The sequence below is a fragment of the Cupriavidus sp. F041 genome (assembly GCF_057814235.1).
This window is the reverse complement of record NZ_JBVASY010000001.1, coordinates 448,065-462,211: the sequence shown is the minus strand read 5'-3', so window position 1 is coordinate 462,211 and position 14,147 is coordinate 448,065. Positions and strand designations below refer to the sequence as shown.

Annotated in this window: 13 protein-coding genes; 5 read left to right on the top strand and 8 right to left on the bottom strand. The window is 65.5% G+C overall.

What is annotated here, in order from left to right:
• Nucleotides 1-49: 49 nt before the first annotated feature.
• The 3 genes from ACZY0R_RS02115 to ACZY0R_RS02105 form a co-directional block, all read right to left on the bottom strand.
• Nucleotides 50-1,225 (bottom strand): YbfB/YjiJ family MFS transporter, encoded by a 1,176-nt coding sequence (locus ACZY0R_RS02115; protein ID WP_488856914.1) that lies wholly within the window; start codon nt 1,223-1,225, stop codon nt 50-52.
• Nucleotides 1,218-2,102: a LysR family transcriptional regulator gene (locus ACZY0R_RS02110; RefSeq protein ID WP_488856913.1), complete on the bottom strand. Its 885-nt coding sequence runs from the start codon at nt 2,100-2,102 to the stop codon at nt 1,218-1,220. The genes ACZY0R_RS02115 and ACZY0R_RS02110 overlap by 8 nt, the downstream gene beginning before the upstream one ends.
• Nucleotides 2,103-2,252: 150 nt before the next feature.
• Entirely contained in the window at nt 2,253-3,194 is a 942-nt protein-coding gene (locus ACZY0R_RS02105) for a LysR family transcriptional regulator (RefSeq protein WP_488856912.1), read from the bottom strand.
• A 142-nt stretch (nt 3,195-3,336) separates the two neighbouring features.
• Between ACZY0R_RS02105 and ACZY0R_RS02100 the strand changes: the two genes are divergently transcribed.
• Complete coding sequence (locus ACZY0R_RS02100; protein WP_488856911.1) at nt 3,337-4,128, top strand: carboxymuconolactone decarboxylase family protein; 792 nt, start codon at nt 3,337-3,339, stop codon at nt 4,126-4,128.
• Between the two features lie 54 nt (nt 4,129-4,182).
• Here the strand turns inward: ACZY0R_RS02100 and ACZY0R_RS02095 are convergent, their stop codons facing one another.
• The 3 genes from ACZY0R_RS02095 to ppk1 form a co-directional block, all read right to left on the bottom strand.
• The gene (locus tag ACZY0R_RS02095) at nt 4,183-4,485 is read right to left on the bottom strand and encodes a CppA family protein (RefSeq protein ID WP_488856910.1); all 303 of its coding nucleotides are present in this window, start codon (nt 4,483-4,485) and stop codon (nt 4,183-4,185) included.
• Between the two features lie 361 nt (nt 4,486-4,846).
• Complete coding sequence (locus ACZY0R_RS02090; RefSeq protein ID WP_488856909.1) at nt 4,847-5,113, bottom strand: helix-turn-helix domain-containing protein; 267 nt, start codon at nt 5,111-5,113, stop codon at nt 4,847-4,849.
• 91 nt (nt 5,114-5,204) lie between these two features.
• Complete coding sequence (ppk1, locus tag ACZY0R_RS02085; RefSeq protein ID WP_488856908.1) at nt 5,205-7,397, bottom strand: polyphosphate kinase 1; 2,193 nt, start codon at nt 7,395-7,397, stop codon at nt 5,205-5,207.
• A gap of 266 nt (nt 7,398-7,663) precedes the next feature.
• On the opposite strand from ppk1, the gene ACZY0R_RS02080 reads away from it, so the two are divergent.
• The 3 genes from ACZY0R_RS02080 (at nt 7,664) to ACZY0R_RS02070 (ending at nt 10,249) form a co-directional block, all read left to right on the top strand.
• Entirely contained in the window at nt 7,664-8,314 is a 651-nt protein-coding gene (locus ACZY0R_RS02080; protein ID WP_488856907.1) for a DsbA family protein, read from the top strand.
• A 419-nt stretch (nt 8,315-8,733) separates the two neighbouring features.
• Complete coding sequence (locus ACZY0R_RS02075) at nt 8,734-8,919, top strand: hypothetical protein (RefSeq protein ID WP_488856906.1); 186 nt, start codon at nt 8,734-8,736, stop codon at nt 8,917-8,919.
• A 451-nt stretch (nt 8,920-9,370) separates the two neighbouring features.
• Nucleotides 9,371-10,249 (top strand): EamA family transporter, encoded by an 879-nt coding sequence (locus tag ACZY0R_RS02070; RefSeq protein ID WP_488859475.1) that lies wholly within the window; start codon nt 9,371-9,373, stop codon nt 10,247-10,249.
• 39 nt (nt 10,250-10,288) lie between these two features.
• Here ACZY0R_RS02070 and ACZY0R_RS02065 read toward each other — a convergent pair whose 3' ends face one another.
• Nucleotides 10,289-10,981 (bottom strand): GntR family transcriptional regulator, encoded by a 693-nt coding sequence (locus tag ACZY0R_RS02065; RefSeq protein ID WP_488856905.1) that lies wholly within the window; start codon nt 10,979-10,981, stop codon nt 10,289-10,291.
• A 205-nt stretch (nt 10,982-11,186) separates the two neighbouring features.
• Nucleotides 11,187-12,806 carry an OpgD/OpgG family glucan biosynthesis protein gene (locus tag ACZY0R_RS02060; protein WP_488856904.1) on the bottom strand — a complete coding sequence of 540 codons (1,620 nt, stop codon included), beginning with the start codon at nt 12,804-12,806 and terminating at the stop codon, nt 11,187-11,189.
• A 272-nt stretch (nt 12,807-13,078) separates the two neighbouring features.
• Between ACZY0R_RS02060 and ACZY0R_RS02055 the strand changes: the two genes are divergently transcribed.
• Entirely contained in the window at nt 13,079-14,053 is a 975-nt protein-coding gene (locus ACZY0R_RS02055; RefSeq protein ID WP_488856903.1) for a 2-dehydropantoate 2-reductase, read from the top strand.
• Nucleotides 14,054-14,147 lie beyond the last annotated feature (94 nt).

The window sequence follows — 14,147 nt, the reverse complement described above, 5'->3', positions numbered from 1 at the left end:
GGCTACGCGTGGAGGTAGCCAGCGGAGCGGGTATGCAATGGCATGGCCTTCAGAGAAAGCACGCGGCGGTCGAGGCCAGCAATGCGACCGCGGCAGCGACAAGGGGGCCGCTGAAGCTATGGCTGTGCGCCATCAGCGCATCGGATACCAGCGGGCCGGCAATCTGGCCCACGCCATAGGCAGCGGTCATGATGGCCAGCAGGTTGAACTTCGCGCGATGGGCCACGCGTTTTGCCGCCGGCATGGCGATGGTCACCGTGCCTACGAAGGTGCCGCCCACCAGCAGGGCGCTGGCCAGGTAGGCCACCGGCGAACGGCTGAGCGCGGGTAGGATCACGCCCGCTGCCTGCACCAGCAGGTTGAGCGCGAGCGCGCGCCGCGTGCCAAGGCGTCCGTGCAGCGCATGCCAGAGAAAACAGGAAGGCGCCGCGCCAAGGCCGAAGGCGGCCCAGATATGGATCGGGTCGATGTGACCAAGCGCATCGCGCACGAACAGCGGCAGGTAGGTGGCGGTGACGATATAGCCGAATCCCGCGAGACCGTAGCTGACCACGAGCGGCCATGGCCCGGGGCCGTTGGCATGGGCCAGGGCATCGCCGGCCCCGGCGGCATCGGGCAACACCGCGCGGTGGCTGCCAAGCTGTGGCCAGGCCAGCAAGGCCAGTACGGCGGCACCGCCGCCAATCGCAATCCACAGCAACGGGCTATGCCAGCCGGCGAGGTTGCCGGCGGCGATCAGTTCGGCGGAGAGCAGGATGCCGGCGCCGACGCCCGAGAACAACAGCGGTGCGCCATGCGGATGGCCGACAACATGGAACAGCCAGACGGAGGCGCTGATCAGTGCGATGGCGCTGAGAACGCCGGCCACGAAGCGCACCGCGATAAAGAACCACGGCGCGGCGGGCAGTGCCAGCACCAGCAGGCACACGGCCGTACCGAGCAGGGCGATGCGGCAGAGTTGCGGTGCCACGCGTTCCGGCATGCGGGTGACCGCAAGGGCGCCGGCCAGGTAGCCCGCATAGTTCGCGGACGCCGCCAGCGAGCCGGCGCTGACGCTCAGCAAGCCGTCGCGCACCATCAGCGGATACATGCCGGTGAAGGCGAAACGCCCGAAGCCCATGCCGACCGCAAGCACCAGCGCAGCGGCAAGCGATGGCATCCAGGGCGCCATCCTCTGGCGCAGGTCGGCGCCCCCGCTCGCGGGGACCGGCTGGATCCTAGCCATGCTGCAACTCCTGCAAGAAGGCCGCGTAAGCCGAGGTCATAAAGCCCGGGCGGCGCACCAGGAAGGTGTGCGCCGTACGTACCGGCACGGTCTGCAGGTTCGCCGCGCCGGGGTGGAGCGCCAGCAGCGATCTTGGCAGGATGGCCACTGCCGATCCCGCTGTCACGCAGGCAAGGATGGCGTGGTACGAAGCCAGTTCCAGCACATTCAGCGCCAGCTGCGGGCCTTTGCCGCTGGCAAGCCAGGTTTCGGCGCACATGCGATAGGTGCAGCCACGCGTGAACGTGGCCAGGCTGCGCAGGGTGATGTCTTGTGGCGTGCGCACCGGCAGATGGCTGGGCGGCAGCACCAGCAGGAGTTCTTCGGAAAACAGGAAGGTGCCTTCCAGGCCGGGGCCGAGTACGTCCATGTCGAGTGCATCCGGCGCGCCTTCCGACGGATGGGCCACCAAGGCGCAATCGATGCGATGCGCCAGCAGGGAATCGACCAGGGCCTGCGTGGTGCCGGTCTGGATCTCGATCCGCACATCCGGCCACTTGCCGTGGTAGCGCGCCAGCGGCCGGGGCAGGCGGCTGGCGGCCGAGCTTTCCATGGAGCCCACGCGCAGCGTGCCGGAGGGCACATCGCCGCGCATCGATTGCCGGGCTTCCTCGGCGAGCGCCAGCAGCCGCTCGGTATAGCCCAGGAAACGCTGACCCTCGGGCGTCAGCGTCATGCGCTTGCTGTCGCGCAGGAACAAGGCGACGCCCAGTTCCTCCTCAAGTTGCTTGACGCGGGTGGTCACGTTCGATTGCACGCGGTCCAGGGCCTTGGCGGCCCGGGTCACGCTTTCCTCCAGCGCAACGGCCCGGAATATCTCAAGTTCTGCCAGATCCACGGCAATCCTTTGACTAAATTTGTTCTCAAAAAGAGAATATATTTCAGATTACTATCATTGATGCGGATGCATAAGTCAAGAAATCCCTGACGCCGGCAGGGTGGGCGCGCCGGGAAAGGTACCGGGGGGGCTGACGGCCAGCCCTGGCGCTCAGCGGCGCGTGGCCGGGCGCTTGCGGCCTGGGGAGGCAGCCGGCGCAGGACGGTAGCGGGCGCGCAGGGTTTCCAGGAGCAGCGGCAGCGCGGGGGCCGGATTGTTGGTGGCATAGACCACGGCCACGCCGATCCGCAGGTCTGCCTGCTCCTTGAGTTCCTTGTAGACCACACCGGCGCGCGCCATCGCCTGCAGCGAGGAAGGGACCAGCGCCACGCCCTGCCCATCGGCGATCAGGCCCAGCAGCACATGGTGGTCCGCCGGTTCCGGCACTCGCTGCGGTGCATAGTCCAGCGCGCGGAAGACGGTCTCGTAGTGGTCGAAGTAGGCGGGATTCAGCCGCCGCTGGCCCCAGAACAGCGGATCGGCTTGCAGTTCCGGCAGTGAGATGCGCTTGCGCCTGGCGAGCCGGTGCGCGGCCGGCAACGCCACCACCAGCGGGTCGTCGAACAAGTGTTCCACCGCCAGTTCGCCGGTGGCGGACGGCAGGCCGATCAGCGCCGCGTCGAGCGCGCCACGGCGCAGGTCGGTGATCGATTGCTGCGAGATCTGGCGCTTCTGCAGCAGCCTTATTTCCGGCGCCTGTGCCTGCAACGCCGGCGCGAGCCAGGTGAACAGGGCGGCATCGAACACGGTGGTGATGCCCAGCCGCAGGCCGTGGTTGCGCGTGGCGCGCTGCCGGGCGCGGGCGAGCAGGGCGTCGGCGCTGGCGAGCAGTTCGCGTGCCTCGGGCAGCAGGCGGCTGCCCGCCGGCGTCAGCGCTACGCCATTGCGATCCCGCTCGAACAGGCGCGCACCGATGGTTTCCTCCAGCGCCTGGATCTGCCGCGTCAGCGGGGGCTGCGTGATCGACAGGCGCTCCGCCGCGCGGCGAAAGCTCAGTTCGTCCGCAACGGCCACGAAATAGTTCAACTGCCAGAGTTCCAGGCGGCTTTGCATCGGATGTCCTTGTGATACGCCAAAGGTATCACGCCGAAGGCATTGGCGGCGCGCGAACGCGCTCGCTAAGCTTGCCTCACTGTCCTGCCGACGGCACCGCGCCAGCCAGGACCTCCCGATGCGAATCAAAAAAGGAAACCGCATGAACACGCAGACCATGACATTTGGCCGCGCCCAACTTTCCGCCATTGAACAGACGGACGAGCCCTCCCTGGTCGAGGCCTTGCGTGACATCGCCCCTGACCTGGCCAGCCTGGCGATCGGTTTCGTCTACGGCGAGATCTACCCGCGGCCAGGACTCGACCTGCGGCACCGGCAACTCGTCACCGTCGCGGCGCTTGCGGCCATGGGCGGGCTTGAGCCACAGCTCAGGTTCCATCTGGCCGGGGCGCTGCATGCCGGTTGCACGCCGGTCGAGCTGGTCGAACTGATGAATCATCTCGTGGTGTATGCCGGGTTTCCCGCGGCGCTCAATGGCATCGCCGCCGCAAGGGAAGTCTTCGCGAAGCAGGGCGTTGCCGTGCATGCCGGCATTCCCGCGCCGGACCAGGGCGGATCGCGCTTCGAGGCGGGGCTTGCCCGCTTGCGCGAGATCGACGGCGAAGTGGGCGAGCGCGTGCTTGCCTCGCTCGAGGACATTGCGCCCGACCTCGGCCGCTTCATCATCGAGTTTGCCTTCGGCGATATCTATACCCGGCCCGGCCTCGACCTGGTCTCGCGGGAGCTGGCGACCGTGGCCGCGCTGGCGGCCATTGGCTCGGCCACGCCACAGCTCAAGGTGCACATGCACGGCTTGCTGAACGTGGGTGGCTCGCGTGAGCAAATGGTGGAGGCCATCATTCATCTCGCGGCCTATGCGGGTTTTCCACGCGCGATCAATGCCGCGCTGGCGGCCAAGGTGGTGCTGGCAGAGCGTGCGCCGGAGCGGCATTGACGGGTGAGCCGCGCTAACGCGGCGCGGGCCTCGGCACGGCCTGCTTCAACGGCGTCAACAAGCTCGGACGGACTGCGGCTGCGGGGACCGCGCCGGTGCTGGCCGCGCCAGCAATTGCCGGATCGAGGCCAGATAGCGGTCCCCAACCTCCCGGCTGGCGCGGCTGGACTGGGCGCGCAGGGTGCGGCGGGACGGCGGCGCGATTTTCAGGCTGCGGCAGATCGTGGAGAGATACGGCTTGCGTTCTCCCGCCAGCCGCTGCGCGGCTGCTTGCACCACCGCATCGCCGACGCGGGCGCGCAGCCAGGCCAGGACCTGCCTGTCGTATTCGTTCTGTACCCGGACCAGGTGTTCCATGATGGGCTCCCGTGAATACTGTTCATCCATACAGTTACTGTAAATATATACAGTAATCCGCGTTTTTCAAGGATGAGATACGGGCAGCCCGCTTCGGGCGGAGCAGATTCGCCTGGCAGGGCGCAGGGCGCGCTACAGCACCATGCAGGCAGCCGCGCTTGCGCCAGGACGTTGCGGCACTCGTGCCTGCCCGGCGGGCCGCGTCTCGTGACGGCGGCGCTGGCTAGCTTGCTGGTTCCTTTCCGGGGCCTCGCGAGGTGCGTCCGCACGCAAAGCCGGCCTGCTGGCCGTACGAGCGCAAATGGGGATTGCCGGGCGCGACAATTGTTTGCAGTTGGCCTGGCGCGGCTGGCGGGTTTTTCTATGCCTGGTCTTCCTCAGGCTGATCGGCACGGTACTCCAGCAGGTCCCCCGGCTGGCACTGCAGCGCCTCGCAGATTTTCTCCAGCGTATCGAAACGGATGCCTTTGACCTTGCCGGATTTCAGCAGGGAGAGATTGGGCTCGGTGATGCCGATGTACTGGGCGAGCTCGCGCGATGCGCGCCGGCCAGACCGGCAGCAAGGACTGCCCTGGAGCAGACCAATGTCACGCTGTCCGGTAATGTTCACCGATGCGGCGCGGCACATTAGGGGCCGCGCCGCTCTGGGGAGGGGCGCCGCTAAGCCACCCCTGCGCCCATCCGCCAGGCCAGGTCGGCATGGCCTGCCGGCAGCGGCATCACGCCAGTGCGACGATCAACTCGCTCTGGGCAGAGACCAGGTGGCGGCCACGGCGGCGGCGGTAGTTGCCCTCCGAGTCCATCTCCCAGGTGTCGCGGTTGTCCTTCAGGTAGGCCTTCAGGCCTTCCTCGATCACGCGCTTCTTGAGCGATTTGTCCAGCACGGGGAAGCACACTTCGATGCGCCGGAAGAAGTCGCGTCCCATCCAGTCGGCGCTGGACAACCGCACGTCCTCGGCCTTGTCGTTATAGAAGTAGAAAATCCGCGCGTGTTCGAGGAACTGGCCAAGCACCGAACGCACCCGGATATTCTCCGACAGGCCGGGTATGCCGGGCCGCAAGGCGCAGCCGCCGCGCACGATGAGTTCGATCCGCACGCCGTCGCAGGATGCCTGGTAGAGCGCCTGGATGATAGTCGGGTCCATCAGGGCGTTCATCTTGGCAATGATCAGTCCCTTGCGGCCAGCCTTGGCGTGCTTGCCTTCACGGCGGATGGCGTCGAGCAATGCCGAATGCAGGGTGAACGGCGCCTGCCAGAAGTGGGTAAGCGTGCCAGGATGGCCCAGGCCGGTCAGCTGGGAGAACACGTTCGCCACATCCTCGACCATGGCTTCCTTGCACGTGAACAAGCCGAAGTCCGTGAAATTCCTGGCGGTCTGCGAATGGTAGTTGCCGGTGGAGAGATGCGCGTAACGCCTGAGCTTTTTCCCTTCGCGCCGCACCACCATGGCCATCTTGGCATGCGACTTGTAGCCGACCACGCCGTACACCACATGGGCACCGGCTTCTTCCAACTGCGCCGCCCAGTTGATGTTGGCCTCCTCGTCGAAGCGGGCCAGCAGTTCCACCACCACGCTGACTTCCTTGCCCCTGCGCGCGGCGCCGATCAGTGCCTGCAGCAGCGCCGAGTCGTTGCCGGCGCGGTACACCGTCTGCTTGATGGCCATCACATCAGGGTCTTCCGCGGCCTGGCGGATAAAATCCACCACCGGGGCAAACGACTGGTACGGATGGTGCAACAGGATATCGCCGTCGCGGATGGCGCGGAACATGTCCGGCTGGCCCTGCAGCGTCTTCGGCAAGCCTGGCCGGCATGGCGGATATTTCAGGTCCTCGCGGTCCACGCTGTCGGGCACCGGCAGCAGCCGCACGAGGTTGACCGGGCCATTCACGGAAAACACCTCGGTGTCCTCCAGCCCGAACTGGTTCTGCAGGAACCTGGTCATCTCGTCGGAGCAGTTGTCCGCGACCTCAAGCCGTACCGCATCGCCGAAATGCCGCTGTGGCAGTTCGCCCTGCAGCGCATCGCGCAGGTTCTTGATTTCTTCCTCGTCGACGAACAGTTCGCTGTTGCGGGTGACCCGGAACTGGTAGCAGCCGCGCACATGCATGCCGGGAAACAGTTCGCAGACGTGGGCATGCAGGATGGAAGACAGGAACACAAAGCCGTGTTTGCAGCCGGAGATCTCTTCCGGCAGCAGGATCACGCGGGGCAGGGAGCGGGGCGCTTGTACGATGGCCGCGCCAGCCTCCCGGCCGAAGGCGTCCTTGCCTTCGAGTTCCACCGCGAAGTTCAGGCTCTTGTTGAGCACTCGCGGGAAAGGATGCGCGGGATCGAGGCCGATGGGGGTCAGCACCGGCATCAGCTCGCGGAAGAAAAAGGCGCGAATCCATTCGGCCTGTTCCGGCGTCCAGTGCGGCCGGCGCAGGAAGCGGATCTCCTGCCGGTCCAGCTCGGGAATCAGCACATCATTGAGCAGGTGGTATTGCTCCGCGACCAGCTTATGCGTGCGTGCGCTGACCAGCGCATAGACCTGCCGCGTGTCCAGCCCGTCCGGCCCGCTGGCGATCGCCTGCAGCTTGATCTGTTCCTTGAGGCCGGCAACGCGGATCTCGAAGAACTCGTCGAGGTTGCTGCTGAAGATGCATAGGAAGCGCAAGCGTTCCAGCAACGGGATGTCGCGATTCTCCGCCTGGGCGAGCACGCGCCGGTTGAACTCCAGCTGGCTCGCTTCTCGATTCAGGAAGAGCTGCAGCGCGTTGGCGCCGATGTTGGCGCTCGCGCTGGCAAGGAAGTCCGACGGAACGCCGCGAACATCACTTGGTGCGAGAGGGAGGGAAGGGGCGATCTCTAGTGGAGCAGCCGAGCCTTCTTCCATGATGCGCTTGAATCCTTCTTTGGAATGGGCCATCGCGCGCCGATGACCAGTTGGATAGATATTACCGCGCCGCGCGGAGATTGAGGAGTGGAACTGTGGGCGAAACGTCTCACAGTCGTTCCTGTCATCGGCGGGAATGTCAAAACCGCGTAAGCAAGACTTGTTCCATGTTCCCTGGCTTTGCGGCGGTAATGGATTGCGGCCAGGGACGCTCGCATGCATGATGGAGCCGTTGCCTGGCAACGTTGCGGCGCGCATTGCCCGCTTCACTGCCTGGAAAGTCAAAGCCTGGAACCCAAATGGAACTGATCTACGTTGCGGACCCGATGTGCTCGTGGTGCTACGGCTTCGGCAAGGAATTGTCCGCGCTGGTGGCGCGTTTCCCGGATCTGCCGCTGGTCATGGTGGTCGGTGGCCTGCGCGCGGGGGCCACGGACATCATGGACGACGCGGCACGGAATGTGCGCCTGCAACACTGGGCCCGGGTCGAGCAAGCCAGCGGCATGCCGTTCAACCGCGAAGGCCTGCTGGCGCGCGAAGATTTCGTCTACGACACGGAGCCGGTGTGCCGGGCGGTCGTCACCGCGCGCATCCTCGCCGGGCAGGACAACCTCCTCGCCGTATTCGATGCGCTGCAGCATGCGTTCTACATGGATGCCCTGGATACGACCGATGGCGGCGTACTGGCCGGCATCGCATCGCAAGCGCTGACGCGGCTCGGGTACGACATGGATGCCGCTACGTTCGAGGCGGCATGGCGCGCGCCGGCGACTGTAGCCGAGACGCAGGCTGATTTTGCCCTGGCGCGTTCCTGGGGCGTCACCAGTTTTCCCACGCTGCTGCTGCGCGTTGGCCGCGAACTCCATGGCATCACGACCGGGTACGCCAGTGCCGGCATGATCGAGCACCGCCTGGCGTCGGTGCTGGAGCAGTTGGCGGCGCGCGCCTGACGCGGCCTGCCTATCGCCACCACGGTGGCGCTTAGCTACGATGATGTCTTGCCTGGGTGGCCGCTAATCCCCTTCGACGCGCCATTCTCCACTGCCGGCGCCTGTTGCCTGGTCTATCCGGAGGCCAAGCGGAACGACCCCAAGGGCGGGCCAGTCTAGCTTGTCAGCGGGCAGGGTCCCGCAGGTTGGCCCGCGGTTCGCCGAAGTTACCCGGCCCGGGCTCATTTCCTTCATCCGTTACCAAATACTGGTGACAATGTCGTTTTATGCTTTTTGGGGCTCATTTTCGGGCGGATATGGTGAAACAGCGCCCCTGTTGTCTTCTTGCATACGTACTATCACCTAATGCTGCGATGCGTCATTCCTTTTGTTATACTAGGGAAAACCCGATGAGGGTTATCCCTGAAAGGAAGAAAGCCATGAACTCGCAATCCGATATCAAGATGACCGACCAACTCGAACGCGAACTGATCGAACGCGAACTCGGTCCCCGCAGCCCGGCCTTTATCGATGACGTGAAGAGCGCCATCGCCGCCGTGCAAAACGTGTTTGGCCGCCTGCAAAGCCAGGCTCGCAAGGCAAAGATCGTTTTCGCGAACGGCTGATTGCCGAATTGCCAGAGCACCGACATCAAGAAGCGCGAATCAAGAGTAATTGCTGCTGTAGTGCACTGTAGTTAGCTATTGTTTGTTGTTGATGTATGTAGTCTTGGTTTGACGGCTGTATCACTGCCGCTCGCACCGCGCCCCGGCGTGTGTTGAAAAGCGAGGGCAGGCACTACGTGAAACCGGCGTGGATGTTTCCACGCGGCAAGACCGGCCAACGCGTCGCTCCATGGAGCGCAACGCTTCTTGGCCGGTTTTTTTATTTGATACTCACCGGGCCGCGGTTAGCGCTCACCGGCTTCCACTTTCGGCTGCTGCCTTCCGGGTAGACCAGTCTCTCCGTCTTGTGAGTTTGCCTGACAACGCTTGCCAGGCGTTTTCCTTTTGAAGCCGTGCGAGATGGCGTTATCGTGGGGGCCCCTGTCTTCTGCGGCACTTCGCGCTCGCCATGCTGTCGCCCCGCCTCGTCCTTTGCCTGCTGATCACCTATGTGGTCTGGGGCACGACCTATCTCGCAATCCGCTTCACGCTGGAGGGCTTCCCGCCGTTCCTGATGATGGGCTCGCGCTTTGTCTGCGCGGGCCTGCTGCTGGCGCTGTGGCTGCGGTATCGCGGTGCTGCCATGCCGACGCTGCGCCAGTTGCGCAATTGCGCCGTGCTGGCGGGCTTCCTGCTGGTCGGCGGCATGGGGCTGACTGCCGTAGCAGAGCAGACCATTTCCTCCGGAGCGACCACCGTGATGATCGGCGCGATGCCGATCTTTGGTTTGTTCTGGGGATTCTGCTTCGGCGGGCGGCCGCGCTGGTATGAGGGGCTGGCCATCGCGCTGGGCAGCCTGGGCATCCTGGTGCTGACGGGCGGCGCGGAATTCCGTGCGAGTGCCACCGGGGTTGTGGCATTGCTGACGGCCATTGCCAGCTGGTCGTTCGGCTCGCAGATCGCCAGACACCTGGACCTGCCACGCGGCGCGGTGGCGTTTGCCGCGGAGATGCTGCTGGGCGGGGCCATCCTGCTGGCGATTTCCGTTGCGCTCGGCGAACCCTGGCCGCGCACCGTCAGCAGCCAGGCGTGGTGGGCCTGGGTTTATCTGGTGGTGGCGGGATCGCTGGTGGCGTTTTCCGCTTATATGTATCTGGTGGCGAACGTCTCGCCGACGATTTCCAGCAGCTATGTCTATGTCAACCCGCCGGTGGCCCTGGCTGTAGGCGCCTGGCTGGGCAGCGAGCAGATTGCGCCGCAGACCCTGGGTGCGGTGGCGCTGATCCTGGGGGCGCTAGCGGTGCTTAGCCTGGGTGCCTGGCGCGGCGCGCGGGCGGTCGCGGCGACGTGACTTCCGGAGGCCGCCCGAGGCAACTGGTGGGGCGGCGGCTCAGGATTCGGATTGTTCTTCGATCCACATCGACAGGCGTGCCTTGTAGGCCTGCTGGATATGCCGGCGCGTGATTTGCTCGGCGAGCGCTGGGTCGCGCTGTTCCAGGGCTTCCACCAGTGCGATGTGGTCATCGTAGGAAACCTGCGCGCGTCCCGGCAGTGCCAGCGTGGTGCGGCCCAGCAGCGCCATCGACTCGTGCAGGGAGCGTAGCGTCTTGAGCAGGTAGCGGTTGTGCGCGCAACGGTGCAGGGTTTCGTGGAAGAGCCGGTTGTTGGCGGCGAGCTTGTCGGGCTGGTCGGCGATGGCGAGGTCGCGCTGGACGATATCGCGCAGCAGCGAGATTTCCACATCGGTGGCGTGGCGCGCGGCGAGCGCGGCGGCGGTGCCTTCCAGCACCTCGCGCATGACATAGAGCTCGCTGACCATGCTGGCGTCGAGTCGCGTCACCATCATGCCGCGGTTGGGCTCGTTGACGACGAGGCCTTCGGACTCCAGGCGCGATAGCGCTTCGCGCACCGGCGTGCGCGACAGTCCCAGCGTGGCCGCCAGCTCCACTTCGCGCAGGCGGGTGCCGGAGGGCAGTTGCCCAGCCTGGATGGCGTTGCGCAGGTGCTGGTAGGCCCGCTCGGCGCGGGGCAGGGAATCGTCGGGACCGGTGCCGGCAGCGCCGGCGAGATCTGCGGAAATCATGGGAGACGGCCGAAACCGTGGTCGTTATGTGTTGTTGTCGTAATGGCACAAGGCGCGGCAGCCGGGGAGGGTGGACAGCCGGCTGCCTGGTTGCCGTGATGATACCCGCTCCACGCCCGGCAACATCACGCCAGCAGTATGTCCGTCACCAGCCTGCTCAGAGCGGCGGGCATCGCCCGGCCGTCGTGCGGAATGCTGCCAACGCTCAAGTGCCATGGCCCGTCGGCGAGTTGAACGGGTGGTACTGGTATAGCCAGGTTTCCGACAGCGGCTTGCCGTCCAGGCGCAGGAACAGGCGCAGGTCGACCGGTTCCTTGCCTTCGGCGGTGAGATCGAACTGGGCACGCCAGTGCCCGGCGACGCCATCGGGCACCGCTTCGGTAAATATATAGGAAAAGGTGCCGCGCGAACTGCTCAGTACCGCTTCCGGCTTGGTGCCGTAGGGCAGTTTCTCCAGCGGCGCCCCCTTGAACTCCACCATGAACTTGCGCACGCCTTGCGGGCGTGCCTGTCCGGGCTGCCCGCCGTTGCCCAGCCGGGTAGCCACGCAACGCGCCAGCGGGCTGGGATAAGGCTCGTCGGCCAGCCAGTGCAGCCGGTAGCGCAAGCGGAAGTCGCTGCCGGCCTTGGCCTGTGCCTTGGGCACCCACATCGCGACGATGTTGTCGTGGATCTCGTCGTCGGTGGGAATCTCGATCAGTTGCACCGTGCCCGCACCCCAGCCGTCGCGCGGCTCGACCCACAGGCTGGGCCGCCGCTCGTAATGGACGCCATCCTGGTAGTGATCGAAGTTGCGATCGCGCTGCAGCAGGCCGAAGCCGCGCGGATTGTCATCGCCAAAGCTCGAAGCCATGGTGCGCGGCGGGTTGTTGAGCGGGCGCCAGATATGTTCGCCGGCCCCGTTCCAGATCGCCAGGCCGTCGGAATCGTGCACTTCAGGGCGCCAGTCCACCGCGGTGCCCTTGCTGGCTTCCGAGAACCAGCACATCGACGTCAGTGGCGTCAGGCCCAGGCGCGCCACATCCTTGCGCAGGAACAGCGCGCAATCGATATCCATCAGCACGCCTTTGCCGCGCTGCATGACGAAGCGGTACGCGCCGGCCACGCTGGGGCCATCGAGCAGGGCATAGACCGTGACGCTGTCGCCGTTGCCCGCTGGCGTCTCGAAATAGAAATGCGTGAAGCTCGGAAACTCCTCCGGCTTGCCGGTCTCGGCCACGTCGATGGCAATGCCGCGCGCGGACAGCCCGTACTGGTAGAGCTCGCCGATGGCGCGGAAATACGAAGCGCCAAGGAAGGCCACCCAGTCGTTCTTCTTCCAGTCGAGTTTCTTCTGGTCAGCCAGGCGGCTTTCCTGGAAGCGGAAGCCGGCAAAGCCGCTGCCGCGCGCCAGCTTGCGGGCCGGGCTGTCGGCCGGCATGTCGAAATACGACTCGTCATACACGATCTCGCGCGCCGCCGGCGCGCCCTTGGCGCTGTCGATCACGTGCATGCGCACCGGCTGGCGGAAGAAGGTGCCCAGGTGGAAGAAGGTCACCGGGAACTGGCCGGGCCCGTCCGCGAACAGCGCGTCATCAGTCTTGAAGCGAATCTTGCCGTGTGCTTCATAGTCGATCCTGGCGAGGATGTCGGCCGGCGCCGTGACGGGGGGCGCATAAGCCTGGCCTGCCAGGGTGCGGGCTCGCTCAATCAGGGTGTCGAAGCTGAAGGGGCGGGCGTCGCCCAGCTTGATCTTGCCGGCCGCCAGCACGGATGGTGTGATGCCGAGGGCCGCCAGGGCGGCTGAAGCGGTCGCGGAAACGAGCAGGGTGCGGCGATTCATCATCGAGGGCAGGGATCCTTGGCGCAACACGCCGGTATGGGCAGAACTCTAAATGACGCTGAGGGTGAAGGAAAGTTCGGAAAAGGGTGATTGAAAGTGCTGTAAATGGCGTTTTTGGGGCTTAAACGGCCAACGAGATCCCGCGCAGTGTAGATGGCGGGGCCACACGTGTCCGGGGCGCCGCCCCGGCAAGATTGAGGTTGTACTCTTTTTCTGTGGGATATAGTATGTGATATATCAATGGATGTACCCATAAAACCCCTGGGAGACAACTGATGAAAGTATGTATCTATGGTGCCGGCGCCATCGGCGGCTATATCGGCGTTCAGCTTGCCCTGGCGGGCGCCGAAGTCAGCCTGGTCGCACGCGGCCCCCATCTCGCCGCGATGAAGGCCAACGGCCTGCGCCTGCTGAGCGACGGCGAGGAGCGGGTGGCCAGGGTCAACTGCACCGACGACCCCGCCCAACTGGGGCCGCAGGATTACGTCTTCATCACCTTGAAGGCGCATTCCGTGCCGGGCGTGGTGGACCTGATGCAGCCCTTGCTCGGGCCGAAGACGGCCATCGTGACTGGCGTGAACGGCATTCCCTACTGGTACTTCCATCAGCATGGCGGCCCGCTGGCCGGTACCACGCTGGAAAGCGTGGACCCGGGCGGGCGCCAGTGGCGCGGCCTGGGACCCGAGCGTGCGATCGGCTGCGTGCTGTATCCCGCCGCGGAGATTGCCGAGCCCGGCGTCATTCGCCATGTCTACGGCAAGAAGTTCCCGCTCGGCGAGCCCGACGGCGGCAAGTCGGCGCGCGTCAGCCACCTGAGTGAAATGATGGTGGCCGCCGGGCTGGACGCGCCCATCCGCGACAATATCCGCGACGAGATCTGGCTCAAGCTGTGGGGCAACCTGTGCTTCAATCCGATCAGCGCGCTCACGCACGCCACGCTGGATGTCATCACCTCCGATCCCGCCACCCGCGGGCTGTCGCGCGCGATGATGCTGGAAGCCCAGGCGATTGCCGAGCGCTTCGGCGTGCATTTCCGCGTCGATGTGGAGCGCCGCATCGACGGCGCCGGCGCGGTGGGCGCGCACAAGACTTCCATGCTGCAGGATCTGGAAGCAGGGCGTGCGATGGAGATCGACCCCCTGCTGACCGTGGTGCAGGAAATGGGGCGGCTGGTGCGGCAGCCCACGCCGATGGTGGACACGGTGCTGGGCCTGATCAAGCAGCGCGAAAGGATGACGCAGGTGGCTTGAGCGGGATTGCCGGGCAGGCATTCCGGTGGGGCATGGCCGCGCCGGCCCGTTACGGCGGCGCGCCATGTGATATACCATATACGTAAACCGCCGT

Bases quoted from the DNA above. Each gene is read 5' to 3' on its own strand.
- ACZY0R_RS02115 (WP_488856914.1), bottom strand. From the start codon at position 1,225: ATGGCTAGGATCCAGCCGGTCCCCGCGAGCGGGGGCGCCGACCTGCGC.
- ACZY0R_RS02105 (WP_488856912.1), bottom strand. From the start codon at position 3,194: ATGCAAAGCCGCCTGGAACTCTGGCAGTTGAACTATTTCGTGGCCGTT.
- ACZY0R_RS02100 (WP_488856911.1), top strand. From the start codon at position 3,337: ATGAACACGCAGACCATGACATTTGGCCGCGCCCAACTTTCCGCCATT.
- ACZY0R_RS02095 (WP_488856910.1), bottom strand. From the start codon at position 4,485: ATGGAACACCTGGTCCGGGTACAGAACGAATACGACAGGCAGGTCCTG.
- ACZY0R_RS02090 (WP_488856909.1), bottom strand. From the start codon at position 5,113: ATGTGCCGCGCCGCATCGGTGAACATTACCGGACAGCGTGACATTGGT.
- ppk1 (WP_488856908.1), bottom strand. From the start codon at position 7,397: ATGGCCCATTCCAAAGAAGGATTCAAGCGCATCATGGAAGAAGGCTCG.
- ACZY0R_RS02080 (WP_488856907.1), top strand. From the start codon at position 7,664: ATGGAACTGATCTACGTTGCGGACCCGATGTGCTCGTGGTGCTACGGC.
- ACZY0R_RS02075 (WP_488856906.1), top strand. From the start codon at position 8,734: ATGAACTCGCAATCCGATATCAAGATGACCGACCAACTCGAACGCGAA.
- ACZY0R_RS02065 (WP_488856905.1), bottom strand. From the start codon at position 10,981: ATGATTTCCGCAGATCTCGCCGGCGCTGCCGGCACCGGTCCCGACGAT.
- ACZY0R_RS02060 (WP_488856904.1), bottom strand. From the start codon at position 12,806: ATGATGAATCGCCGCACCCTGCTCGTTTCCGCGACCGCTTCAGCCGCC.
- ACZY0R_RS02055 (WP_488856903.1), top strand. From the start codon at position 13,079: ATGAAAGTATGTATCTATGGTGCCGGCGCCATCGGCGGCTATATCGGC.